General features: G+C 60.5%; 18 protein-coding genes. 3 read left to right on the plus strand and 15 right to left on the minus strand.

The window, feature by feature from the left end; all coding sequences use genetic code 11:
• Positions 1 to 19: 19 nt before the first annotated feature.
• The 8 genes from ACM6IV_RS15480 to betI all read right to left on the minus strand — a co-directional run bounded on the left by ACM6IV_RS15480 (position 20) and on the right by betI (position 11,529).
• Positions 20 to 1,198 (minus strand): NAD(P)/FAD-dependent oxidoreductase, encoded by a 1,179-nt coding sequence (locus ACM6IV_RS15480; protein ID WP_414870647.1) that lies wholly within the window; start codon positions 1,196 to 1,198, stop codon positions 20 to 22.
• Positions 1,199 to 1,356: 158 nt separating this feature from the next.
• Entirely contained in the window at positions 1,357 to 2,694 is a 1,338-nt protein-coding gene (gene dbpA, locus ACM6IV_RS15485; protein WP_230669476.1) for an ATP-dependent RNA helicase DbpA, read from the minus strand.
• Positions 2,695 to 2,822: 128 nt separating this feature from the next.
• Positions 2,823 to 4,250: a multidrug transporter subunit MdtD gene (mdtD, locus tag ACM6IV_RS15490; RefSeq protein WP_414870648.1), complete on the minus strand. Its 1,428-nt coding sequence runs from the start codon at positions 4,248 to 4,250 to the stop codon at positions 2,823 to 2,825.
• 178 nt (positions 4,251 to 4,428) lie between these two features.
• Positions 4,429 to 5,766: a TldD/PmbA family protein gene (locus ACM6IV_RS15495; protein ID WP_414870649.1), complete on the minus strand. Its 1,338-nt coding sequence runs from the start codon at positions 5,764 to 5,766 to the stop codon at positions 4,429 to 4,431.
• A complete protein-coding gene (locus tag ACM6IV_RS15500) occupies positions 5,766 to 7,208 on the minus strand; it encodes a TldD/PmbA family protein (RefSeq protein WP_414870650.1) in 1,443 nt (480 codons plus the stop codon). The genes ACM6IV_RS15495 and ACM6IV_RS15500 overlap by 1 nt, the downstream gene beginning before the upstream one ends.
• A gap of 282 nt (positions 7,209 to 7,490) precedes the next feature.
• Positions 7,491 to 9,194, minus strand: coding sequence for a choline dehydrogenase (betA, locus tag ACM6IV_RS15505; protein WP_414870651.1), 1,704 nt, complete (start codon positions 9,192 to 9,194; stop codon positions 7,491 to 7,493).
• A 180-nt stretch (positions 9,195 to 9,374) separates the two neighbouring features.
• A complete protein-coding gene (betB, locus tag ACM6IV_RS15510) occupies positions 9,375 to 10,847 on the minus strand; it encodes a betaine-aldehyde dehydrogenase (protein ID WP_414870652.1) in 1,473 nt (490 codons plus the stop codon).
• An 88-nt stretch (positions 10,848 to 10,935) separates the two neighbouring features.
• Complete coding sequence (gene betI / locus ACM6IV_RS15515; RefSeq protein WP_414870653.1) at positions 10,936 to 11,529, minus strand: transcriptional regulator BetI; 594 nt, start codon at positions 11,527 to 11,529, stop codon at positions 10,936 to 10,938.
• A 486-nt stretch (positions 11,530 to 12,015) separates the two neighbouring features.
• Between betI and ACM6IV_RS15520 the strand changes: the two genes are divergently transcribed.
• Complete coding sequence (locus ACM6IV_RS15520) at positions 12,016 to 13,956, plus strand: BCCT family transporter (RefSeq protein WP_414870765.1); 1,941 nt, start codon at positions 12,016 to 12,018, stop codon at positions 13,954 to 13,956.
• A gap of 247 nt (positions 13,957 to 14,203) precedes the next feature.
• Here the strand turns inward: ACM6IV_RS15520 and choV are convergent, their stop codons facing one another.
• From choV to ACM6IV_RS15535, 3 genes are all read right to left on the minus strand, one after another.
• The gene (gene choV / locus ACM6IV_RS15525; RefSeq protein WP_007918297.1) at positions 14,204 to 15,382 is read right to left on the minus strand and encodes a choline ABC transporter ATP-binding protein; all 1,179 of its coding nucleotides are present in this window, start codon (positions 15,380 to 15,382) and stop codon (positions 14,204 to 14,206) included.
• A complete protein-coding gene (gene choW, locus ACM6IV_RS15530) occupies positions 15,379 to 16,224 on the minus strand; it encodes a choline ABC transporter permease subunit (protein WP_414870654.1) in 846 nt (281 codons plus the stop codon). Before choW ends, choV begins: the two co-directional genes overlap by 4 nt.
• Positions 16,225 to 16,290: 66 nt before the next feature.
• The gene (locus tag ACM6IV_RS15535; protein WP_007918300.1) at positions 16,291 to 17,235 is read right to left on the minus strand and encodes a choline ABC transporter substrate-binding protein; all 945 of its coding nucleotides are present in this window, start codon (positions 17,233 to 17,235) and stop codon (positions 16,291 to 16,293) included.
• A 437-nt stretch (positions 17,236 to 17,672) separates the two neighbouring features.
• On the opposite strand from ACM6IV_RS15535, the gene ACM6IV_RS15540 reads away from it, so the two are divergent.
• Both ACM6IV_RS15540 and ACM6IV_RS15545 read left to right on the plus strand, forming a co-directional pair.
• The gene (locus tag ACM6IV_RS15540; protein ID WP_414870655.1) at positions 17,673 to 19,049 is read left to right on the plus strand and encodes an L-serine ammonia-lyase; all 1,377 of its coding nucleotides are present in this window, start codon (positions 17,673 to 17,675) and stop codon (positions 19,047 to 19,049) included.
• Between the two features lie 515 nt (positions 19,050 to 19,564).
• On the plus strand, positions 19,565 to 20,668 hold the full coding sequence (locus ACM6IV_RS15545) for a GlxA family transcriptional regulator (protein ID WP_007949927.1): 1,104 nt from the start codon (positions 19,565 to 19,567) through the stop codon (positions 20,666 to 20,668).
• Between the two features lie 112 nt (positions 20,669 to 20,780).
• On the opposite strand, the gene ACM6IV_RS15550 is transcribed toward ACM6IV_RS15545, so the two are convergent.
• The 4 genes from ACM6IV_RS15550 to ACM6IV_RS15565 all read right to left on the minus strand — a co-directional run bounded on the left by ACM6IV_RS15550 (position 20,781) and on the right by ACM6IV_RS15565 (position 24,204).
• Entirely contained in the window at positions 20,781 to 21,044 is a 264-nt protein-coding gene (locus tag ACM6IV_RS15550) for a hypothetical protein (protein ID WP_414870656.1), read from the minus strand.
• A gap of 304 nt (positions 21,045 to 21,348) precedes the next feature.
• Complete coding sequence (locus ACM6IV_RS15555; protein WP_414870657.1) at positions 21,349 to 22,512, minus strand: gamma-butyrobetaine dioxygenase; 1,164 nt, start codon at positions 22,510 to 22,512, stop codon at positions 21,349 to 21,351.
• 23 nt (positions 22,513 to 22,535) lie between these two features.
• Positions 22,536 to 23,012, minus strand: coding sequence for a thioesterase family protein (locus tag ACM6IV_RS15560; protein WP_414870658.1), 477 nt, complete (start codon positions 23,010 to 23,012; stop codon positions 22,536 to 22,538).
• 226 nt (positions 23,013 to 23,238) lie between these two features.
• Entirely contained in the window at positions 23,239 to 24,204 is a 966-nt protein-coding gene (locus ACM6IV_RS15565) for an L-carnitine dehydrogenase (protein WP_414870659.1), read from the minus strand.
• Positions 24,205 to 24,288 lie beyond the last annotated feature (84 nt).

The raw sequence follows: 24,288 nt of genomic DNA on the forward strand, positions 1-24,288 counted from the left end.
AGTTTTGATTTGTGTCTGGTCAGACGTACTGCGCGGCGGCGTAGCCCGAGGCCCAAGCCCACTGGAAGTTGAAACCGCCCAGGTGGCCGGTGACGTCGAGCACTTCGCCGATGAAATACAGGCCGGGGCTTTTCAGTGATTCCATGGTCTTGGAGGAGACTTCGCGGGTATCAACGCCACCGAGTGTTACTTCAGCGGTTCGATAACCCTCAGTCCCGGCCGGCACAACCTTCCAGCTGCCCAGCTTTTCGGCGATTTCCGCCAGCTCCGCATGGGTGTACTGCTTCATCGGCTTGGACACGAACCAGTTGTCCGCCAGCAGATTGGCCATTTTCTTGGTGAAGATCTCACCGAGCAAAGTTTTCAATTCACTGTTCGGGCGCTCGGCCACTTGCTGTTGCAGCCAGCTCGCCGCGTCGTGATCCGGCAGCAGGTTGATTTCCACCGTGTCGCCTGATTCCCAGAACGAGGAAATCTGCAAAATCGCCGGGCCGCTGAGGCCGCGGTGTGTGAACAGGATGTTCTCGCGAAAGCTCTGGTCGTTGCAGCTGACCAGACAATCCACCGACGTTCCCGACAACTCGGTGCACAGTTCCTTGAGCTGATCGGTGATGGTGAATGGCACCAGACCGGCGCGGGTTGGTAGCAGTTCATGGCCGAACTGTTTGGCCACTTGATAGCCGAAACCGGTCGCGCCGAGCGTCGGGATCGACAATCCGCCGGTAGCGATCACCAGCGATTGGCACTGAATCTGGCCGAGGGTGGTGTCGAGCAGGTAACCGCTCTCGACCTTCTCGATGGTCTGAATCGACGTATCCAGATGCAACTCGACGCCGACCTGATCGCACTCGTCGAGCAGCATGCCGAGGATGTCGCTGGATTTGTTATCGCAGAACAACTGGCCGAGTTTTTTCTCGTGGTACGGCACGGCGTGCTTGCCGACCATGCCGATGAAATCCCACTGGGTGTAGCGCGCGAGTGCGGATTTGCAGAAGTGCGGGTTCTGCGAAAGGAAATTGCTCGGTTCGGTGTACATGTTGGTGAAATTGCAACGGCCACCGCCCGACATCAGGATTTTCTTGCCGGCCTTGTTCGCGTGGTCGAGCAGCAACACCTGACGGCCGCGCCCGGCGGCGGTCAGTGCACACATCAACCCAGCGGCGCCAGCGCCAATGATCACGACTTCGGTAGAGCGCAAAACGGTGTCCTCACAAAGAATTCAAAACTCACCAAAGACCAATGTGGGAGCGGGCTTGCTCGCGAAGGCGGTATGTCAGTCAACATTGATGTCGTCTGACACTCCTCTTCGCGAGCAAGCCCGCTCCCACAGGTGATCTCTGTCGGCCAGCAGATCGTTTACAAAATGCGTACGCGCAACGAACGGCCTTTGATCTTGCCGTCGTTCAGGCGCTGCAAGGCCTGCATGGCCACGGTGCGGTCGACGGCCACATAAGCCTGAAAATCGAAGATCGCGATCTTGCCCACCTGGGCACCCGGAATGCCGGCATCACCGGTCAAGGCGCCCAGAATGTCGCCCGGACGCACTTTGTCTTTACGCCCGGCGCCGATGCACAGCGTGGTCATCGGCGGCTGCAGCGGGGCGAGGCCCTGGGACTTGAGGTTGTCGACCTGATCCCAGTTCAGCGGCGATTTCTGCAACTGTTCGATGGCCTGTGCACGGTGCGCTTCGCCCGGAGCCACCAGGCTGATCGCAATACCTTTCTCGCCAGCGCGACCGGTACGCCCGACGCGGTGAATGTGGATTTCCGAGTCGCGCGCCAGTTCGACGTTGATCACCATGTCCAGCGCATCGATGTCCAGACCGCGGGCGGCGACGTCGGTGGCGACCAGTACCGAAGTGCTGCGGTTGGCGAACATCGCCAGCACCTGATCGCGGTCACGCTGTTCCAGATCGCCGTGCAGGCCGACGGCGGAAATGCCTTTGGCGGTCAGGTGATCGACGGTTTCCTGAACCTGCTGCTTGGTGAAGCAGAACGCCACGCAGGACGCCGGGCGGAAGTGGTGCAGGACTTTGGTCACTGCACTCATGCGGTCTTCCGGGGAGATCTCGTAGAAACGCTGCTCGATCTGCGTGTCATCGTGGAACGCTTCGGCTTTCACCGTTTGCGGGTCACGCATGAATTTCGACGCCAGTTGCTTGATGCCCACCGGGTAAGTGGCGGAGAACAGCAGGGTCTGACGACGCTCCGGGGTCTTGACGATGATGTCTTCGATGGCGTCGTAGAAACCCATGTCGAGCATGCGGTCGGCTTCATCGAGGATCAGCGTGTTCAGGCCATCGAGGACCAGCGAACCTTTGCGCAGGTGCTGCTGGATGCGGCCCGGGGTGCCGACGATGATGTGCGCGCCGTGCTCCAGCGAAGCGATCTGCGGGCCGAACGACACGCCGCCGCACAGGGTCAGGACTTTGATGTTGTCTTCGGCACGGGCCAGACGACGGATTTCCTTGGCGACCTGGTCCGCCAGCTCACGGGTCGGGCAGATCACCAGCGCCTGGCAACCGAAGTAGCGCGGGTTGATCGGGTTCAGCAGGCCGATGCCGAACGCGGCGGTCTTGCCGCTGCCGGTCTTGGCCTGGGCGATCAGGTCCATCCCCTTGAGGATCACCGGCAAGCTCTGCGCCTGGATCGGCGTCATCTGGGCATAACCGAGGGATTCGAGGTTAGCCAGCATGGCGGCGGACAGCGGCAGAGTATTAAAAGCGGTGGCGATGGTGGTCACGGGACTGGCCTGCAAAACAAAATGTCGCGCAGTGTAGCAGCCCCGTGCCACTTTCTTCGAAAGTTCTGGACGAACAGTGGTTAATGTTCGATGTGTTCTTCCGGGCGTTTGGCGCGCCGGCCGTCTTCTTTCGACAGCTGCGAGAAGATCGTCGCGGCGAGCATCGCCATGATGCCGACGGTCACGAAGGTCAGCTGGAACGCGCCGAGCACGGTTTCCACACCATCGTTACCAATCTCTGCGGTAAACCCGCCGAGCAACGCACCGGCGCAGGCGACGCCTAGACTCAGCGACAACTGCGCCACCACCGAGAGCAGGCTGTTGCCGCTGCTGGCGCTTGCATCGTCGAGATCAATCAGCGTTACGGTGTTCATCGCGGTGAATTGCAGCGAGTTGATCGCGCCCAGCACTGCCAGCAGGCATAGCAGCAGCCAGTACGGCGTCTGCTCGCTGACCAGGCCCATGCTCGCCAGCATGATCCCCAGCGCCAGCGTGTTGCCGGTCAGCACGATGCGATAGCCGAAGCGTTCGATCAGCGGTCGCGCCATCCATTTGGCAAACATCGCCGCCGCTGCCAGCGGCAGCATGCTCATCCCCGCTTGCGACGGCGAATAACCCAGCGCCACTTGCAGCAGCAACGGCACCAGAAATGGCAAGGCGCCGCTGCCCAGTCGGGCAAACAGGTTGCCGAGAATGCCGACGGCGAACGTGCGGGTTTTGAACAGTGACGGCGCGAACAGCGGGTTTTCGATGTGCCCGGCGCGCAACCAGTACGCCGCCAGACAGGCCAGGCCGGCGAACAGCAGCAACATCACCCGCAGGTGCGGCAAGTGCAGTTCGCCGAGGCCTTCCATGGCGATGGTGATCAGGATCATCGCCGCGCCGAATAGCAGGAAACCCAAGCTATCGAAACGCGTGCGCTCGGTGCCGCGCAGGTCGGGAATGAATTTCCACACCGCATAGCAACCGATCACGCCGACCGGCAGGTTGATCAGGAAGATCCAATGCCAGGTCAGGTACTCGACCATCCAGCCGCCCATGGTCGGGCCGATCAGCGGGCCGAGCAGACCGGGGATGGTGATGAAACCCATGATCCGTACCAGTTCGGATCGCGGATAGGCGCGTAATACGACGAGGCGACCGACCGGCAGCATCAGCGCACCGCCAAGGCCCTGAATCACCCGCGCGCCGACCAGCATGCTCAGGCTGCTCGACAAGGCGCAAAGCAGCGAGCCGAAGCTGAACAACAGAATCGCGCCGAAGAAGATTTTCTTGGTGCCGAAGCGGTCGGCGATCCAGCCCGAAGCCGGAATCAGCAAAGCCACGGTGAGCATGTAGGCGATGATCACGCCTTGCATGCGCAAGGGGTCTTCGGCCAGATCGCGGGCCATGGCGGGCAGGGCGGTGTTGAGGATGGTCCCGTCGAGGGACTGCATGAAGAAGGCAATGGCGACGACCCACGGCAACCAGCGTGCGGTGATGGCGTCGAGAGGCGGGCGGTTGGGCATGGAACCTCTTGTGGTTGGGGTTAATGCATATCCATTGTTGAGCGCGGTCAAGCTTTGGGTGGGAGCGGGCTTGCTCGCGGATGCAATGTGTCAGTCGATATTGATGGTGACTGATGCACCGCTTTCGCGAGCAAGCCCGCTCCCACACTAGATCTCCATTGTTCTGGAGATATTTGTCTTACAGGGTCAGCGTAAGTCGGCTGACCAGGGCCCCCGGCAGCAACGCCGACGAGGTATTGCGCTGGCTATAGGTACTCGCCGACAGCAGCAACTCACGCTCGGCGGTCAACGCTTCCAGTTGCGAACCAAGCAGGCTGTAGGCGCTGTCGTCGAAACGCATGGTGCTGACCGGCGCCTGGATCTCGCCGTTCTCGACCCAGAAGGTGGCGAAGCGGGTCATGCCGGTCATGCGCGCCGCCGGTTGATCCGAGTAGTTCAGGTACCACAGGTTGCTGATGTACAGCCCGGTACCCAACTGCTTGAGGATCTCTGCTTGCGACAGATCACCCGCTGCCATGTTCAACGCACTCGGCATTTCACCGCCGCCGGCGCCGTTGGCGGTCAAACCGTATTCGGCGGCACTGCGCGAGCCGACCAGTTGATCGCCCGCCTTGCCTTCGACGATCAGGCGCAGATCGCTGCGCGGATAACCCTCGCCGGAGAACGCCGGGCTTAACGATTCGCTGACTTTCTCGTCCAGTGACACCAGCGGACTGAACGCCTGATCGCCGACATACAGTTTTTGCAGCGGGCTGCTCTTGCTGGCGATCGACTGCGCCGAGAAACCGCCCCAGCTCAACATGCCCATGATTTCTTCCAGCGCCGCCGGGGCCAGGTACGCACGGTATTGCCCCGGTGCCAGGGTGCGCAGCGGTCGACCGAGAAACTCCAGTTGCTCGCGGGCCTGAGCAAAGCGCTTGGCGAAACCTTCGCTGCTCCAGTCATGCCCGGCGTAGCTGGCTTTCACCGCTTCACCGTTCTCGTGGAACAGGCTGAAATCGAAGTTGAAGCTGTTGGCCTGATGCCAGCCAAACGCCCCCGCAGAACTGGCGAAACCACGGCTGATCGGGCCGGCCGCATAGAAACCCACCAGGTCCAGACCTTCAGCGGCGGCGCAGATTTCATCGACAACCTGTTCAGTGTCCGGCAGTGGATGCTCCTGCACATTCTTGCTCTGCCAGCCCGTGTGGTTGAGCAACAGATACGGGTCCTGCGGCAGCAGCGGCAGGGTTTCGCGCAGTTGTTGCAGACCTTCGGCAAGCCGTTGCAAATCGGCTTCCTGATCACCGGACAGGGTCACCTGCAGGTCGGCGTGGCGACCGTCGTTGATCAGTTTCAGGACGATGTTGGCCTGCTGCACTTGCCCGGCCTGACGCACCTTGGCGTGATTGAAACGCACGAACGCCGAAGATTCGGCGGCGTAGCTGAGGGTGAATTGTTCCGGCCCGCGCACGCTATCGCGCAGCCAATTGACCATGACCTTGAAGGCGTCGGACTGACTCTTCGAAATGCTCATCAGGCGTCTCCCCCAAACACATCAACGTTACTGAATACGCAGGCCGGCGAAGCGTGGCCGACGCGGATCACCTGGTTCGGTTCGCCCTTGCCGCAGTGCGGTGTGCCTAGCACCTTGACGGTGTTGGCGTCGCCGACGGCGCGCAGGCTTTTCCAGAAGTGCGCGGAAATCGCCCGGTAGTTCGGATTTTTCACCACGCCTTTCAGTTCACCGTTTTCGATCAACTGGCCCCATTCACAGCCGAACTGGAATTTGTTGCGCGCATCGTCGATCGACCATGAGCGATTGGTGCTCATCAAAATGCCGTGCTCGATGCCTTTGATCAACTGCTCAAGCGGCTGGTCGCCCGGTTCGATATTGAGGTTGGCCATGCGGTCGATCGGTGGACGGTTCCAGCCACAGGCGCGGCTGTTGGCGACCCCGTCGAGACCGGCGCGGAATTGCGACAGCGCACCGCCCAGTGGACGCAGCAGCAAACCGTCGCGGATCAGGAATTGTTTGCTCGCTTTGCTGCCGTCGTCATCGTGGCCATAACTGGCGAGTTCTTCGGGAATGCCCGGATCGAAGGTCACGTTCAGCAGTTTGGAGCCGTATTGCAGGCTGCCGAAGTCGCTGGCTTTGACGAAGCTGGTGCCGGCGTAGTTGCGTTCGTCACCGAGGATGCGGTCGAGTTCCAGCGGGTGGCCGATCGATTCGTGGATCTGCAGCATCATCTGGTCCGGCATCAATAGCAGATCGCGCGGGCCTTGCGGGGTGTTCGGCGCGAGCAGCAACTGCAGCGCTTGATCAGCGACTTGCGGGCCGGCACCGATCAAACCGCAGCGGCTGATCACGTCAGCGCCGCCCTGTTGGCCGAAGTTCTCGCGACCGAGGGTGCGGGTCTGGCTGTCGTTGCCGTCATAGGCGGTAACGTCGAGGCCCGGGTAGACGAAGCGCTGGGCCTGGCGCAATTCAGCCCCGGCGCTGCTCAGGTAGATCTGTTCGACGTGGGTGATGCCAATGCTCACTTGCCAGTTCACCAGGCGCTCATCCTTGGGCACCGAGGCGGATTCCGCGCCGAGCAGTTCGAAAATTTCGCTCAGGGACGGGAAGGCTTGTTCGAGATTGGGCGAAAAGTAATCAGCGCGATCACTGGATACCGGCTGATCACGCAGATCGAGCAAGGCGTGCGGCTTGAGGCGGCGGGCTTGGTGTTCGGCGCGTTCAAGGGCGGCTTGCAGGCCCTGTTGCGACAGGTCGTTGGTTGCGGCGTAGGCCTCGACACCGTTGACGCGCACGGTGAGCATCGCGCCTTCGTCACGGCTCAGGCTCGGCGGCTCGGCGACATTCTTGCGTACCGACAGGTACTGGCCGGACTCGCGTACATACCGCAGGGAAAAAAACTCAGCGCCCGTGCGCAAGGCAGCGAAGCGCTGCTTGAGCTGGGGGTGGAAATCGAACATTCGGGAACCTCCTTGTCAGGGGGAAGCGGTAGAGCAACGGCGGGGAGGGGGGTGAAACGGTTGCGCGAGGTCTAGAGTAGGCCTGCGTGGGGGTAGGATCAAGTGAAGAGGGGGTGTAGGGGGATTTACTGTGCAGCAGAGGAATTTGTGCTGGATATCAGGGCCCCTTCGCGAGCAAGCCCGCTCCCACAGTAGATCTCCAGTGAACACAAAATTTGTGAACACCCGGGATCCAATGTGGGAGCGGGCTTGCTCGCGAAGGCCGCGCCTCGGTATTACGTCTTACTGAGCAACAGGGGTGATATCACGCATCGGCTTGCCCTTCACCGGCGCACCGCCAGCCACGTAGTACGCTGCATTGCTACGCGGCAATGGCTTGCGGCCACGGATCTTGTCGGCGATTTTCTCGGCGATCATGATCGTCGGCGCATTGAGGTTGCCGGTGGTGATGATCGGCATGATCGAAGCATCGACCACACGCAGGCTCTGCATGCCGTGCACGCGACCTTCGCCATCCACTACCGCCATCTCGTCGGTGCCCATCTTGCACGAGCAGGACGGGTGGAACGCGGTTTCGGCGTGCTCGCGGATGAACTTGTCCAGTTGCTCATCGGTTTGCACGTCGATGCCCGGGCTGATTTCGCGGCCACGGAAAGCATCCAGTGCCGGCTGTTGCATGATTTCGCGGGTCAGGCGGATGCCGTCGCGGAATTCCTGCCAGTCCTGCTCGGTGGCCATGTAGTTGAACAGGATGCTCGGGTGCTGGCGCGGATCCTTGGACTTCAGCTGGATGCGGCCACGGCTCGGCGAACGCATGGAGCCCATGTGCGCCTGGAAGCCGTGCTCTTTCACACCGTTGCTGCCGTTGTAGTTAATTGCCACCGGCAGGAAGTGGTACTGGATGTTCGGCCACTCGAATTCCGGACGCGAACGAATGAAACCGCCGGCTTCGAACTGGTTGCTGGCGCCGATACCGGTGCCGTTGAACAGCCACTCGGCACCGATGGCCGGCTGGTTGTACCAGAGCAACGACGGGTACAGCGAAACCGGCTGGGTGCAGGCGTATTGCAGGTACAGCTCAAGGTGATCCTGGAGGTTTTCGCCGACGCCTGGCAGATCGTGAACGACCGGGATGTCGAGGCTTTCCAGCAGTTTCGCCGGGCCGACACCGGAACGCTGCAGAATCTGCGGCGAAGCGATGGCGCCGGAGCACAGCAGGACTTCCTTGCGTGCCTTGGCTTCAACGCGCTCTTCAGCGTCGCCGATCAGGTAACGCACGCCGACCGCACGCTTGCCTTCAAACAGAATCTTGTCAGTCAGGGCGTGGGTGACGATGGTCAGGGTCGAGCGCTTCTTGGCGATGTCGAGGTAACCACGGGCGGTGGAAGCACGGCGGCCGTTTGGCGTCACGGTGCGGTCCATCGGGCCGAAGCCTTCCTGCTGGTAACCGTTCAAGTCTTCGGTGCGCGGGTAACCGGCCTGTACGCCGGCTTCAACCATGGCGTGGAACAGCGGGTTGTTGCCCGCTTTCGGCGTGGTCACGCTGACCGGACCTTCGCCACCGTGGTAATCGTTCGGGCCGATGTCGCGGGTTTCGGCTTTGCGGAAGTACGGCAGGCAGTCGAGGTACGACCAGTCTTCCAGGCCGGGCAGTTTCGCCCAGCCGTCGTAGTCCATCGCGTTACCACGGATGTAGCACATGCCGTTGATCAGCGACGAACCACCGAGGCCTTTGCCGCGACCGCATTCCATCCGGCGACCGTCCATGTGTGGCTCTGGATCGGTTTCGTACGCCCAGTTGTAACGACGACCCTGCAGCGGGAACGCCAGAGCGGCTGGCATTTGCGTGCGGAAGTCGAAACGGTAATCCGGACCACCGGCTTCGAGCAGCAGGACGGTGACGCCTTCGTCTTCAGTCAGACGGGTCGCCAGGGTGTTACCGGCCGAGCCGGCACCGATGATGATGTAATCGAATTCTTGGGACATTGAATGCACCCTCTTTAGATGTGGTCAGGTCGGCCTCACGAGTGCTTCGCACTCGATTCGCGAGCAAGCCCGCTCCCACATTTGAACTCTGGTGTACACAGGATATGTGTCCGCCACGGGCTCCTTGTGGGAGCGGGCTTGCTCGCGAAGAGGCCTCGCGGGCAATACAGATCTCGGGTCTTAGAACACCGAGACGTAATCGCCCAGCTCGACCTGTACCGATTTGATGCGGGTGAAGTTGTTCAGCGAGCTGATGCCGTTCTCACGGCCAACACCCGACTGCTTGTAACCGCCGACCGGCATTTTTGCGTCGGACTCGCCCCAGGCGTTGATCCAGCAGATACCGGCTTCCAGTTGATGAATCACGCGGTGGGCGCGGTTCAGGTCTTTGGTGACGATACCGGCGGCCAGGCCGAAGTCGGTGTCGTTGGCGCGGCGGATGACTTCTTCTTCGGTTTCGTAGGAGAGGATCGCCATGACCGGGCCAAAGATTTCTTCACGGACGATGGTCATGTCGTCGGTGCAGTCGGTGAATACGGTTGGCGCCACGAATGCGCCTTTGGCGAACTCGCCGTCGGTCAGACGACCGCCACCGCACAGCACGCGGGCACCTTGTTCTTTACCCTTGGCGATGTAAGCCAACACGCTTTCCATGTGCGCGAAGCTGACCAGCGGGCCGAAGTTGGTGTTTTCGTCTTCCGGGTTGCCGACGCGGATGCGTGCAACGCGCTCAACGATCTTGGCTTCGAAAGCGGCTTTCAAGTGCGCCGGTACGAACACGCGAGTGCCGTTGGTGCAGACCTGACCGGAGCTGTAGAAGTTGGCCATCATCGCAGTGTCGGCGGCGCGATCGAGGTCGGCGTCGTCGCAGATGATCAGCGGGGACTTGCCGCCCAGTTCCATGGTCACGTCTTTCAGCGACGAAGCCGAAGCGCTGGCCATCACCTTCTTGCCGGTGTCGGTGCCGCCGGTGAAGGAGATTTTTTCGATGCGCGGGTGCTCGGTCAGCCAGGTGCCGACTTCACGGCCGCTGCCGGTCAGCACGTTGAACACACCGTTTGGAACGCCGGCTTCGGTGTAGATCTCGGCCAGTTTCAAGGTGGTCAGCGAGGTGACTTCGCTTGGTTTGAAGATCATCGCGTTACCGGCCGCCAGGGCTGGCGCGGATTTCCACAGGGCGATCTGGATCGGGTAGTTCCACGCGCCGATACCGGCGACCACGCCCAGCGGCTCGCGACGGGTATAAACGAAAGAGGTGTCGCGCAGGGGGATCTGCTCGCCTTCGATGGCGGGTACCAGGCCTGCGTAGTATTCCAGCACGTCGGCGCCGGTGACGATGTCAACGTACTTGGTTTCGGAGAAGGATTTGCCGGTGTCCAGGGTTTCCAGCGCGGCCAGCTCATCGTTGCGCTCGCGCAGGATGTCGACGGCGCGACGCAGGATGCGCGAACGCTCCATGGCGGTCATCGCGGCCCAGATTTTCTGGCCCTTTTCAGCGCTGACCACGGCGCGCTCGACGTCTTCCTTGGTCGCACGTTGCACCAGTGCGAGGACTTCACCGTTAGCCGGGTTGATGGCTTCGAAGGTGGCATCGCTGCCGGCGTCGGAGTACGCGCCATCGATGTAAAGTTTTTGCAGTTCGAAACGGGCCATAGTGTCCTCGCAAGTGCATTGGTTGTTGGCGTTGACCACCGCGATCACGCTGCGGTGGAGTTCAGGGGCCGAGCGTTTTCTGTGTGCTCTAGCTCACCTTCTTGGCCAATTGGAAATCCATGTATTCGTAAGCAATCTGTTGTGCCTGCGCGGTGTCGAAAGCGTCTCCCGACAGCGCGCCGCGCAACCACAAACCGTCAATCAACGCTGCCAGGCCTCGGGCGGCGCTGCGCGCATCTTCGAGCGGCAGCACACGGCGGAACTGGCAGCACAGGTTGGAATACAGACGGTGATCGTTGATCCGCTGCAACCTGTGCAAAGACGGCTGGTGCATGCTGGTGGCCCAAAAGGCCAGCCAGGTTTTCATTGCCGGGCCATTGACCTGGCTGGCGTCGAAGTTGCCTTCGATGATCACCTGCAGATGCGCCCGTGGGCTGTTATCTGCCAGCGCCTGACGGCGCGCGGTGACACTCTCGCTGAGGGCGGTCATCAGGTACCGCATCGTGGCGGCGATCAGGCCGTTCTTGTCCTGAAAGTAATGACTGATGATGCCATTCGAGACACCGGCCAAACGGGCGATCAGCGCAATGCTGGCGTCCCCCATTCCGACCTGATCGACCGCCTGCAATGTGGCTTCGATCAGTTGTTGGCGGCGGATGGGTTGCATACCGACCTTGGGCATCTTGCACATCTCCTTAGGCCTTCCGAGGGGCGAATGACGCCGATCGGATTGAGGGCCAGTCTATTTTGTTTTGATTGAACGTTCAATCAACAAAGAATAAGATCTGCGACAATTCGTCGCTGCCTACAGAAAATTCCTACGCGTGATGACGATAAAAACCGACACCTGAAACGGCTCGAAACCTGCGTGGGGCATGGCGCGGTTTGCGATTCGAAGGACGTGTTGAAAGGGCAAGACGCTCGGGGCCAGGTTTCGGATGAACGTCCGGCACCTCCGGCCACGAAAGCGCATACGCAACGCCATTTCGGCAGGTTCGGGCTTTTTTCGGAGTGTCTTTATATCACCCGCCGGTCGGCTGCCAACTAACCGATTGGTCGGGTTCCGTGTTGCCTTGTGTTCTTCTCTCGCACTGCCTGGAGCATTTGTGCCATGAGTTCTGCCTCGCTAATAAAGACCCCGCCCGAGAAGGTGACGGTCAACGGTTGGGTGTTTTACACCTCGACCGCACTGATTCTGTTGTTGACCGCCATTCTGATCATCGCCCCGCAAGAGGCCGGCAGACTGTTGGGTATCGCTCAGGCCTGGTTGTCGCGCAGCTTCGGCTGGTACTACATGGTGGTGATCGCCGCCTACCTGGTATTTGTCGTGGGCCTGGCGTTTTCCTCGTACGGCAAACTCAAACTGGGCAGCAAGGACGACACCCCGGATTTCAGTTACGGCGCCTGGGCGGGGATGCTGTTCTCGTCGGGCATCGGGATCTCGCTGTTGTACTTCGGCGCGTCCGAGCCGCTGGACCACTACTTCAACCCGCCGGAAGGCGCAGCGGCCAGCAATCTGGCCGCGCGTCAGGCGGTGCAACTGACGTTCCTGCACTGGGGCCTGCACGGCTGGGCGATCTACGCACTGGTCGGTCTGGCCGTGGCGTACTTCGCTTACCGGCATAACCAACCGCTGGCCCTGCGTTCGGCGCTGTATCCGCTGGTCGGCGAGCGTTGGGTCAAAGGCGCGGCCGGTCACGCGGTGGACGGCTTCGGCATGTTCGTGACCCTGCTGGGTCTGGTGACCAACCTGGGGATTGGTTCGCTGCAAGTGTCGTCGGGTCTGGAAAACCTGTTGGGCATGGAACACAGCAACACCAACCTGTTGATCGTGATCATCGTGATGAGCACCGTAGCGACTATCGCTGCCGTCTCCGGCGTGGAAAACGGCATCCGTCGTCTGTCCAACCTGAACATCGTGCTGTTCAGCGGTCTGCTGATTTTCGTCCTGCTGTTTGGCCCGACTTTGCACCTGCTCAACGGCTTCGTGCAGAACATCGGCGACTACCTCAACGGTGTGGTGCTGAAGACGTTCGACTTGTACGTCTATGAAGGCGACAACGCCAAGTCCGACCGCTGGTTGGGTCTGTGGACCCTGTTCTACTGGGCGTGGTGGATTTCCTGGGCGCCATTCGTCGGCATGTTCATCGCGCGTATTTCCCGTGGCCGTACCGTGCGTGAGCTGGTGGCGGGCGTGCTGCTGATTCCGCTGGGTTTCACCCTGGCCTGGCTGTCGATCTTCGGTAACTCGGCGCTGGATCTGGTGATGAACCAGGGCGCGGTGGAGCTGGGCAAGACGGCGCTGGAACAGCCATCGATGGCGATTTATCAGTTGCTTGAGCACTACCCGGCGTCGAAAGTCGTCATCGGTGTGTCTATCTTTGTCGGTTTCGTGTTGTTCCTGACCCCGGCCGACTCCGGCGCGGTAATGATGGCGAATCTGTCCTGCAAGGGCGGTAACGTCGACGAAGATGCGCCGCACTGGCTGCGGATCTTCTGGTCGGTGGTCATCACCCTGGTGACCATCGGTCTGCTGTTTGCCGGTAACTTCGAAGCCATGCAAACCATGGTCGTGCTGGCTGGTCTGCCGTTCTCGGTGGTGTTGATCTGCTTCATGTTCGGCCTGCACAAGGCCATGCGCCAGGACGTGCAGATCGAGCAGGAGCAAGCGCAACTGGCGGAGCGCGGTCGTCGCGGTTTCAGCGAGCGGCTGACGCAACTGGATCTGCAGCCGAGCCAATCGGTGGTGCAGCGCTTCATGGACAAACACGTCACCCCGGCGCTGGAAGATGCAGCGGCGCAATTGCGTAATCAGGGGATTGAAGTGCAGACGCTGCTGGGCAAAGCCAAACGTTGCATGGGCGTGCGGGTCGAGATGGAAGAGGGCAACCCTTTTGTTTACGAAGTGAGCCTGGATGGTTATCTGGCGACCCCGACCGAATCGGCCCAGTCCGATGAAGCGCGCCAGCGTTACTACCGCGCCGAAGTGTATCTGCACAACGGCAGCCAGGATTACGACCTGATGGGCTTCACCCCGGAGCAGATTACGCGGGATGTGCTGGATCAGTTTGAAAGTCATCGGCAGCTTCTTGGCCGGGTGTATAGCTAAAGTCAAAAGCCCCCTCACCCCAACCCTCTCCCCAAGGGAGAGGGGGAAAGGGAGCAGATCGGGGGCTTTTAAAAGCCTGAGTTCGACTCGATATTTCAGGTCGATGTAGCTTGACCGTGCAACTCGGTCGGTCCCCTCTCCCTCCGGGAGAGGGCTAGGCGGGCGGCGTTCCGATGAGGGGCTTTTCCCTGACCCGATAAAAAAGGGATCGCTCACCGCGATCCCTTTTTTTATCCCACCTGGCGCATTACCCGAGATTCTTGCCTAACAACGCGTGATACAACTCGCTGTCACCCAGAATCCCCACCACATGATTGTCATCGTGCAGCACCAGCTTGTTGCCGGTCTGATAACGAATCTGCAGCGCATCACGCATGCCAATGTTCGAATCCACCAGCGTCGGCTTGCGCTCCAGTCCCTCTACGGCTTGTCCCGGTGCCCAGTTCTGCAGGTTCAGCACCGAACCATTCTGCCTCGCACCTTTGATGGTGTTGCCTTCGGCAAGGTCCAGCCACGAATCGCCGCCCGGATCGAGGCACACCGAGCCGTTGATGCGTTTGCACTTGTCCAGCGTGCGCATCAGGCTACGACCGCAGAGCACGTTGAGCGGGTTGGTGTGCGCGACGAAGGTGCGAACGTAGTCGTCCGCCGGGTTCAGCACGATCTCTTCCGGCACGCTGTACTGGATGATCCGGCCGTCCTTCATGATCGCGATGCGGCTACCCAGTTTGAGTGCTTCATCAAGGTCGTGGCTCACGAACACGATGGTTTTGCTCAGCTTGCGTTGCAGTTCCAGCAGTTCATCCTGCAGGCCCTGACGGATCAGCGGGTCGAGGGCCGAGAACGGTTCGTCCATCAGCAGAATGTCGGCGTCCATCGCCAGCGCTCGCGCCAGACCGACACGCTGCTGCATGCCGCCGGAGAGCTCGTCAGGCTTCTTGTTGCGCCATTGGGTCAGGCCGACCAGTTCGAGTTTTTCGTCGACCAGTTTCTTGCGTTCCTTCTCCGGGCGCCCCTGCATTTCCAGGCCGAAACTGATGTTCTCGCGCACCGTCAGCCAAGGCATCAGGGCGAACTTCTGGAACACCATGGCGATGCGTTTGGTGCGCATCATTTTCAGTTCGGCCGGAGTGCAGGAGGCGATGTCGATCTGACGGTTTTCATGCTCGACGAACAGCTTGCCGCGGCTCACCGTGTTAAGGCCGTTGATGCAGCGCAGCAGGCTCGACTTACCGGAACCGGACAGGCCCATCAGCACACAGATCTCACCTTTATTGATGTCCAGCGAGGCCTTTTCCACGCCGACAATCTGCCCGGTCTTTTTCAGGATCTCGTTGCGGGTCATGCCCTGATCCAGCAGCTTGAGTGCTTCGCGCGGATCTTTGGAGAAGATTACGTCGACGTCTTCGAAGCGAATTATGCTCATGCGTCACCCCCTACTTTGGCGTCGGGTTGTTTGCAGATACGGTCGAGCATGATCGCCAGCAGTACGATCGCCAGGCCCGCTTCGAAGCCCAGGGCGATATCAGCAGTGTTCAGTGCGTTGACCACCGGTTTGCCGAGTCCGTCGGCGCCTACCAGTGCGGCGATCACCACCATCGACAGCGACAGCATGATGCACTGGGTGATGCCGGCCGCGATGCTCGGCATGGCGTGAGGCAGTTCGATCCTTGAGAGCAGTTGGCGACGCGAGCAGCCGAAGGCCTTGCCGGCGTCCATCAGTTCTTGCGGGACATCGCGGATGCCCAGGTAGGTCAGGCGGATCGGCGCGGCAATGGCGAACACCACCGTGGAGATCAGGCCCGGGACCACACCCAGCCCGAAGAGGGTCAGGGTAGGAATGAGGTAAACGAAGGTCGGTACGGTCTGCATCAGATCGAGTACCGGCCGCATCATGGTGTAGAACATCGGCTTGTGCGCGGCGACGATGCCCAGCGGCACGCCGATGACCACGCAGACCAGCGTCGCGAACATGACCTGGGCGAGGGTTTCCATGGTCTCCTGCCAGTACCCCAGATTGAGGATCAGCAGAAAGGAGGCGACCACAAACGCGGTCAGGCCCCATTTGCGTTGAATCAGATGGGCGAGGATGGCAATCAGGCCAATCAAGACCAGTGGGTTGAACCAGGTCAGCGCAAACGTCACGCCGTGGATCATCGTTTCCAGAGTCACGGCGATTGCGTCGAAGGTGTTGGCGCCGTGTTGCGTCAACCATTCAACGAAGCCCGCGATGTACTGGCCTAAAGGTATTTTCTGATCAATCAGCATGGTAGTGAACGTCCGCATGCAAGGAAATAAACAGCCCGGGTGGGCGAACCCACCCGGCATAAGCGATTACTGAAGCTTGGCTTTCACGGCCTCCAGGCCAGGTTTACCGTCAATGGTGGTCACGCCAGCGAGCCAGGTATCGAGCACTTGTGGATTCTTTTTCAGCCAGGCCTTGGCGGCCGCGTCAGGCTTCATCTTGTCGTCGAGGATGTTGCCCATCAGTTCACTTTCCATGTCGACGGTGAACTCCAGGTTCTTCAGCAACTGACCGACATTGCTGCATTCCTCGGCGTAACCCTTGCGGGTGTTGGTCGCCACGGTCGCGGCACCGAAATCGGGGCCGAAGAAATCATCGCCGCCGGTCAGGTATTGAATCTTGAAACGCTTGTTCATCGGGTGCGGCGCCCAGCCGAGGAAGACCACGGCGGTGTCGCGCTTCTGCGCCCGGTCGACCTGCGAGAGCATGCCGGCCTCGGAGGATTCGACAACTTTGAAGCCGGCGGTTTTCAGGCCGAAGGCGTCCTTGTCGATCATGCTCTGGATCAGCCGGTTGCCGTCGTTGCCCGGCTCGATGCCGTAAATCTTGCCGTCGAGTTCTTTCTTGAATTTGGCGATGTCGGCGAAGTCATGCAGGCCTTTGTCGTACAGGGCTTGCGGCACGGCGAGGGTGTACTTGGCGCCCTTGAGGTTGGTGCGCACGGTTTCCACGGTGCCGGCGTCGCGGTAGGCCTTGATGTCGTTTTCCATGGTCGGCATCCAGTTGCCGAGGAACACGTCCATGTTCTTGCCATCGGCCAGCGACTTGTAGGTCACGGGCACGGAGATCATGGTGGTCTTGGTCTTGTAGCCTAAGGCGTTGAGGACAACGGAGGTGGTGGCGGTGGTCGCGGTGATGTCGGTCCAGCCGACATCGGAGAAGTTAACGGTACTGCACTGCGCCGGTTCTGCAGCTTGCGCCAGTAACGGCAGACTCAGCATGGCGGCCAACAACAACGACGGGGAACCTTTCATGGATGGACTCCTTGGTGTTTTTTTTGGCAGTGTTCCGACTGTGGACCACCGCACTTATAGGTTGCGGTTGGGTGGCGTTCTGGAGACAGCTCTGTCACGGCGCCTTGCAATCGAGTCATAACGATCATGTACCAGTGAAAATCTGACGCCTACAGGGGGGGTCGTATCCAGTACAGGGATGGTCGCATCCAGTGTCAGTGACGTCGTTTACAGCTTTTTTCCGCCCCGAATGGCCATCTGAACCGCATAAAAACGGCGAAAAACCGGGGCGAAAACGGCGCGGCGCTGGTGGACATGAGTGCGTCGGTGTCAGACGCCGTGCGCTCCGGCAAAAGCCTGATGATGCGGGCATTCCGGCGGATCGCAGCTTGAGCGTAGCAGCTCCGCCAGCGGGCGCTTTTGCGTCCCGGACCGGTATCCTCAGGAGCTCTGCAGCAATGGCTATCAGTGTTTTCGACCTGTTCAAAATCGGCATCGGCCCCTCCAGTTCCCACACCGTCGGGCCTATGCGCGCCGCGGCGTTGTTCGTCGAGTCGCTTCGGGACAAGCACCAGTTGGAACAGGTGCGTCGTATAGAAGTGCAATTGTTCGGATCCCTGTCGGCCACGGGCATTGGTCACGGCAGCGACAACGCGGTGATCATGGGCCTGATGGGCGAGTGGCCGGACGCGATCGACCCGGCGCAGATCGGCCCGCGCATTCAAGCGCTGCGCGAAACCCATACCTTGTTATTGGATGGTCGTTTGTCGGTGCCGTTTGTCTGGGCGCGGGACATGCGCCTGATCGACGAGAACCTGCCGTTCCACCCCAATGCGATGACGATTGTTGCCGAGGGCGATCACGGCGAACTGCATCGCGACACTTACTATTCGGTCGGCGGTGGCTTTGTCGTCGATGAAGCGCAGGCCTCCAGCGGCGTGGTCGATCTGGACCGCACCGAATTGCCTTATGACTTTTCCAGCGCGGTCGAACTGCTGGCGCTGTGCAAGCAGAACAATTTGCGCGTCGCCGAATTGATGATGGCCAACGAAAAGGTCTGGCGCAGCGAAGAAGAAATCCGCGCCGGGCTGATGAAGCTGTGGCGGGCGATGCAGGATTGCGTCGAGCAGGGCCTCAGGCACGAAGGCATCCTGCCCGGCGGATTGAATGTGCGTCGGCGCGCGGCGAAGTTGCATCGCAGTCTGCAGGAATTGAACAAGCCCAACGTGATCGGCTCGACACTGAGCGCGATGGAGTGGGTCAACCTGTTCGCCCTTGCAGTGAATGAAGAAAACGCAGCGGGCGGGCGCATGGTTACGGCACCGACCAATGGTGCGGCGGGAATCATCCCGGCGGTATTGCACTACTTTATGAAATTCAGCGAAGCGGTGACTGACGCCAACGTGGTCGATTACTTCCTCGCGGCGGCAGCGGTGGGGATTCTGTGCAAGAAGAATGCTTCGATCTCGGGCGCCGAAGTGGGTTGCCAGGGCGAAGTCGGTTCGGCGTGCGCCATGGCCGCAGCGGGGCTGGCAGAGATTCTTGGCGCCACGCCGGAGCAGTTGTGCAACGCCGCGGAGATTGGCCTGGAGCATAACCTCGGGCTGACCTGCGATCCGGTCGGTGGCCTGGTGCAGGTGCCGTGCATCGAGCGCAATGCGATCGCGGCGGTGAAGGCAATCAACGCGGCGCAAATGGCGTTGCGTGGCGATGGTCAGCACTTTATCTCGCTGGACCGGGTGATCCGCACCATGCGTGATACCGGCGCTGACATGCATGACAAATATAAAGAGACCTCGCGCGGTGGCCTGGCGGTCAGCGCGGTTGAGTGCTGAGACCGAGTCGCCTCAATCGCGAGCAGGCTCACTCCTACAGGGGAGCGCATTTCAAATGTAGGAGTGAGCCTGCTCGCGATAGCGTCAGACCAGTCAAAACTGCTCACCAAGTGAACACGGACAATCAATCACGCCACCTTTTAGCGCGTCGCAAACAGATAAGAGTCTTTCCCACCTGTTACAGGCAATCAGCACCCCCTACCGTCCGTCACCTGTGCTTGCGGTGACACTGTCCTACAATCGCGCGCAGGCCAGTTCCCACAAGTGCTACCGATCTGCTCACACCTGCCGGAGCAGGGCTTTTGCTGCCGCTGATGGCACTTCGAAACTCCACTGGGCGGACCGCTCGTATAGACACGTCGCGACGTCGTTTTCAGGAGTTATTGAACAGCCATCCAATTTTAGGCATGGCAATTGCTCTGTCATAACAAAGCCCGTCTCTCACGCGAGAACGATGGCAATAACAAGAGCCTCCGCCTGAGGCCACCACCCGCTTTGTGTGAGGAGATACCGCGATGACGTCGTTCAACTCCGGGGCCCAACCCCAGAACCGTGCGCCTCAATCCATCGGCTTTTTGCTGCTGGACAATTTCACGCTGATTTCTCTGGCCTCCGCAGTAGAACCTCTACGCATGGCCAACCAATTGTCCGGTCGCGAGCTGTATCGCTGGAGCACCCTCACCGTCGATGGCGGCCAGGTGTGGGCCAGTGACGGTCTGCAAATCACCCCGGACGCGTCCATGCACAAAGCGCCGCCGCTGGACACCGTGATTGTCTGCGGCGGCATCGGTATCCAGCGCACCGTGACCCGTGAACACGTTTCCTGGCTGCAAAGCCAGGCACGTCAGTCCAAGCGCCTCGGCGCCGTGTGCACCGGCAGTTGGGCGCTGGCCTGCGCCGGCCTGCTCGACGGCTTCGATTGCAGCGTGCACTGGGAATGTCTGGCGGCGATGCAGGAAGCCTTCCCGCGCGTGGCCATGAGCACGCGCCTGTTCACCCTCGACCGCAACCGTTTCACCAGCTCTGGCGGCACCGCGCCGCTGGACATGATGCTGCACCTGATCAGCCGCGATCACGGCCGGGAACTGTCCGCGGCGATCTCGGAGATGTTCGTCTACGAACGCATTCGCAACGAACAGGATCACCAGCGCGTGCCGCTCAAGCACATGCTCGGCACCAACCAGCCGAAACTGCAGGAAATCGTCGCGCTGATGGAAGCCAACCTCGAAGAGCCGATCGACCTCGACGAACTGGCTGTATACGTCGCCGTGTCGCGTCGACAACTGGAGCGGCTGTTCCAGAAATATCTGCACTGCTCGCCATCGCGTTACTACTTGAAGCTGCGCCTGATCCGCGCCCGGCAACTGCTCAAGCAGACGCCGATGTCGATCATTGAGGTGGCGTCGGTGTGTGGTTTCGTCTCGACGCCGCACTTCTCCAAGTGCTACCGCGAATACTTCGGCATTCCGCCGCGTGACGAGCGCGTAGGTTCCAACACCACCCAACAAGTGGCGATGCTGCCGCTGCCGCAGGCAATCGTGATGTCGCCGCTGTCGGGACCGATGTCGGCGTTGAGTCAGGCGCGCAATGAATCGACATTTGCCAGTGTAAGGCTGTAGACCGAGTCGCCCCTATCGCTGGCAAGCCAGCTCCCACAGTGATCCGGGCGAACACGACATTTGTGTACCGCACCGATCCTGTGGGAGCTGGCTTGCCAGCGATGGCGTCCTGTCAGGCGCTGTGGTTCTGTTGGTAATCAGCCAAGGCCGGCAACAACTGCTTGTCGATCGCCTGGCGCACGGCGGGCTGGATACTGGCGCCGCTGGTGTACATGTCCTTGACCATCTTGCGCAGTTCAAACGCGCGAACATTATCCAGACCACGCACTGCGCACTCGCAAGCCTGATCGGCGGTAGTGCCACTAGGTACTTGAATACCCAATGCCTTGAGCTGGCCCAACAAATCTTCCTGATCGATCAAATCGGCATACATCATGACGCGCATCCTTCTTCAATAACGGAGGTCGTGGCTCGATTCTGGTAGCCATGCCGGGGCACGGCAAGGGCGATTTGTCGCAGTGGCTGCGACGGCTATGAACAGGTCGTTTTCGGCTAACCCGGCGCGAAAGAGAGTCGGCACACTGGCGCAAGCTCGCTTCACGAAGGTTTGGTCACCCTCGCCTGGCAGCTCCTCAACAGTACCCTCCTCAGCTCCGATCCTGTCACGGCTTGATCGGAGTTTTTTTTGCCTGTGAATCAGGGAATGGTGTCTTGCTGCTCGCGAAGAACGATGACGCGGTCTAGCGCTGCAACACCAGAATCCGCGACAACAATTCATCCCGATCGATATAGCAGCCCTGAAAATGCCGCGCCCCGGTGGCCGGATCGAAGGCATTGCGCGCATGCAATGTGCGGCGATTATCAAAGCACCACAGCTCCCCCGGATTGAGCCGCTGCATCAGTCGAAACCGTGGCTCGCGGGTCATCGCGATAAAGCGCCGATACGCCCGATACAACAACGGCATCTGCTCCACCGACGTATCAAACGCCCCGCGCAGAAAGTTCGCCATGCGAATTTCTGCCACGCGACCCAGGGCATCCAAAGCAATGATCGGCGCCAGGCAGCGATAGTCGCTGTGACGATCCTTGTTGCGAAATTCCACGGGGATTTCACACAGGGCCTGAAACGAGGCCGGGTCTTCGCTGCGCAGCGCATCGGCAATCGCAAAACCATCGACAAAAATGCTTTCGCCCCCTTCAGCGTCATTCACCAGGCAATGCAGAAATTGCAGCCCCGGTTGCAGCTCCCGCGTGGGCAGATCGGTGTGCAACGGCAGGTTGAAAGCGGTGTAGGCATTGCTGTCGGCATCGGCTTTGGATTGCACGTTGAACAGCACGCCGAAGTTGCTTTCGCGAATGAAGGAAATGCGTTGAGCGATGAGCGTCAGCGAACCGGGTTCGGTGGGCACGCCGCGCACTTGCGTCAGGCCGATGTCGCGTATCGCGAGCAGCCATTGCAGCAGCGCGGCATTGTCGTTCATCAGTGCCAAGTATTCGAACACCGGCAGTTGCAGATCGCTGCGCCACAGATAGGGCTTGGGCTTGGCGACCAGGCGTTCGGCGCGGGACTCATCGTCATAGGCATGAGCGCGCAGCCAGCCCGGATCGAAACGGCTGAGATGGCCATCCTGCCAGTCGATGCGCAGGCAGCCGTTGGTATCAATATGCGCGGCGGCAGGCTTGAGGTCTTCAGCGGCGTCGACAATCTCGAAGACCTGTTCGCGGGTGACGTTGTAGACGCACTGCGGGCATGGGCAGTTATCCCGTAACCAGACGTGGTGAAACGGGCTGACGCGACCGTCAGCCCATGCGATGGCAACGCGATCCGCCAGGGTCTGCACGCCACCGAGCGCGCTGATCAACGGATAAGTACGGAAATCGGCAACAGCGGCAGCAGTGTGCATAGCGGCTCCTTGTGATCGATGGATTACCGGGCGGGTGGCAGCGCGATAACGCGGCCGATGTAAGCGGGGGCGGGCAGGTCTTTCTGCTCGGCGACGATGTCTTGCAGGCGGCTCAAGGTGTCCGGGCTGAACAGCGCCGACCGCGGGCCGGCGAGATCGACGTGCAGCAGCATCTGCTCGTTGCCGGCGAGCTCCTGCGCATCACCGACCTTGTGCAGGCTGTGATAGAGATGCAAGCGCTTGCTGTCGTGGCCAATGATTTGCGTGCGCACTTCGACCTCGCTGTCGAGCTTCACTTCGTGCAGGTAATTGAGGTGCAGTTCGAGGGTGAACAGCGAGTTGCCGCTGGCTTCGCGGTTACTGCTGTCCATGCCGAGGCGGTCCATCAGGGCATCGGTGGCGTAGCTGAAAATCAGCAGGTAGAAGGCGTCGCGCAGGTGGCCGTTGTAGTCGACCCAGTCGGGGATGATTCGGGTTTGGTAGGTGGTGAGGGTGGGCATGATTGGGTTCCGGCAGGTGGCGGGTCGTTAGGATCAAGAGCAACCCCCTCACCCCAGCCCTCTCCCCCAGGGGGGAGAGGGGGAAAGGGAGCCGATCTTTATGCTATTCAAAACTTGAGTTCGGCTCGGTGGCGCAAGTCGGTGCAGCTCGCATAAACACCGCGGTCAGTCCCCTCTACCTCTGGGAGAGGGCTAGGGTGAGGGCAGCGATGTCATGCCATACACATCACTCGCTAAAACTCATTCCATGCTTTTCCTTGGTGGTCTTCACCGCCTCAAGCACCGCCAGCAGGCAATCATCACGATAGCGCTCCAGCGCCGAAATGCTGTGGCGACCGAGCTGATCACTCGTGCCGTCGACTACATCGTCAATCAACTTGTCAGTCAGCTCCGGAGCCGGCAGATAGGTCCACGGCAACTGCAACGCCGGGCCGAACTGCGACATGAAGTGACGCATGCCGGCATCACCACCGGCCAGGGTGTAGGTCAGGAATGTGCCCATGAACGACCAGCGCAAACCGGCGCCAAAACGGATTGCATCGTCGATCTCGCCCGTCGTCGCCACGCCGTCGTTGACCAGGTGCAGCGCCTCACGCCACAGCGCTTCAAGCAAGCGGTCGGCGATGAAACCAGGCACTTCCTTGCGCACATGCAGCGGGCGCATGCCGAGGGATTCGTAGACTTTCATCGCCGCTTGCACGGCCTCCGGGGCGGTATTCTTGCCACCGACCACTTCGACCAGCGGCAGCAGATACACCGGGTTGAACGGGTGGCCGACCACGCAGCGTTCCGGGTGCGTCGAACTCTCGTAGAACTCGCTCGGTAACAGGCCGGAAGTGCTTGAGCCAATCAAGGCATCAGGCTTGGCGGCGGCGCTGATTTTGCTGTGCAGATCGAGTTTCAGCTCGAGACGTTCCGGGGCGCTTTCCTGAATGAAGTCGGCATCGCGCACGCATTCTTCGATGGTCGCGACAAAGCGCAGACGATCCTGTGACGCGCCCGGCGCCAAACCATTTTTTTCCAGCGCGCCCCAGGCATTGGCCACGCGTTTGCGCAGCGCCGCTTCGGCGCCGGGCGCCGGGTCCCAGGCCACCACGTCGAGGCCGTGGGCGAGGGCGCGGGCCACCCAGCCGCTGCCGATGACACCGCTGCCCAGCGCGGCGAAGGTTTTGATTTCGGTGATAAAGCTCATGGTGATTTCCTGAATAGTTCGGCGATCAACTGTGGGAGCGAGCTTGCTCGCGAAAGCGGTGGCGCTGCTGATGAAGATGCTTCG

Origin of the sequence: Pseudomonas sp. IT-347P, assembly GCF_949768005.1 — a bacterium.
Lineage (GTDB): Bacteria > Pseudomonadota > Gammaproteobacteria > Pseudomonadales > Pseudomonadaceae > Aquipseudomonas.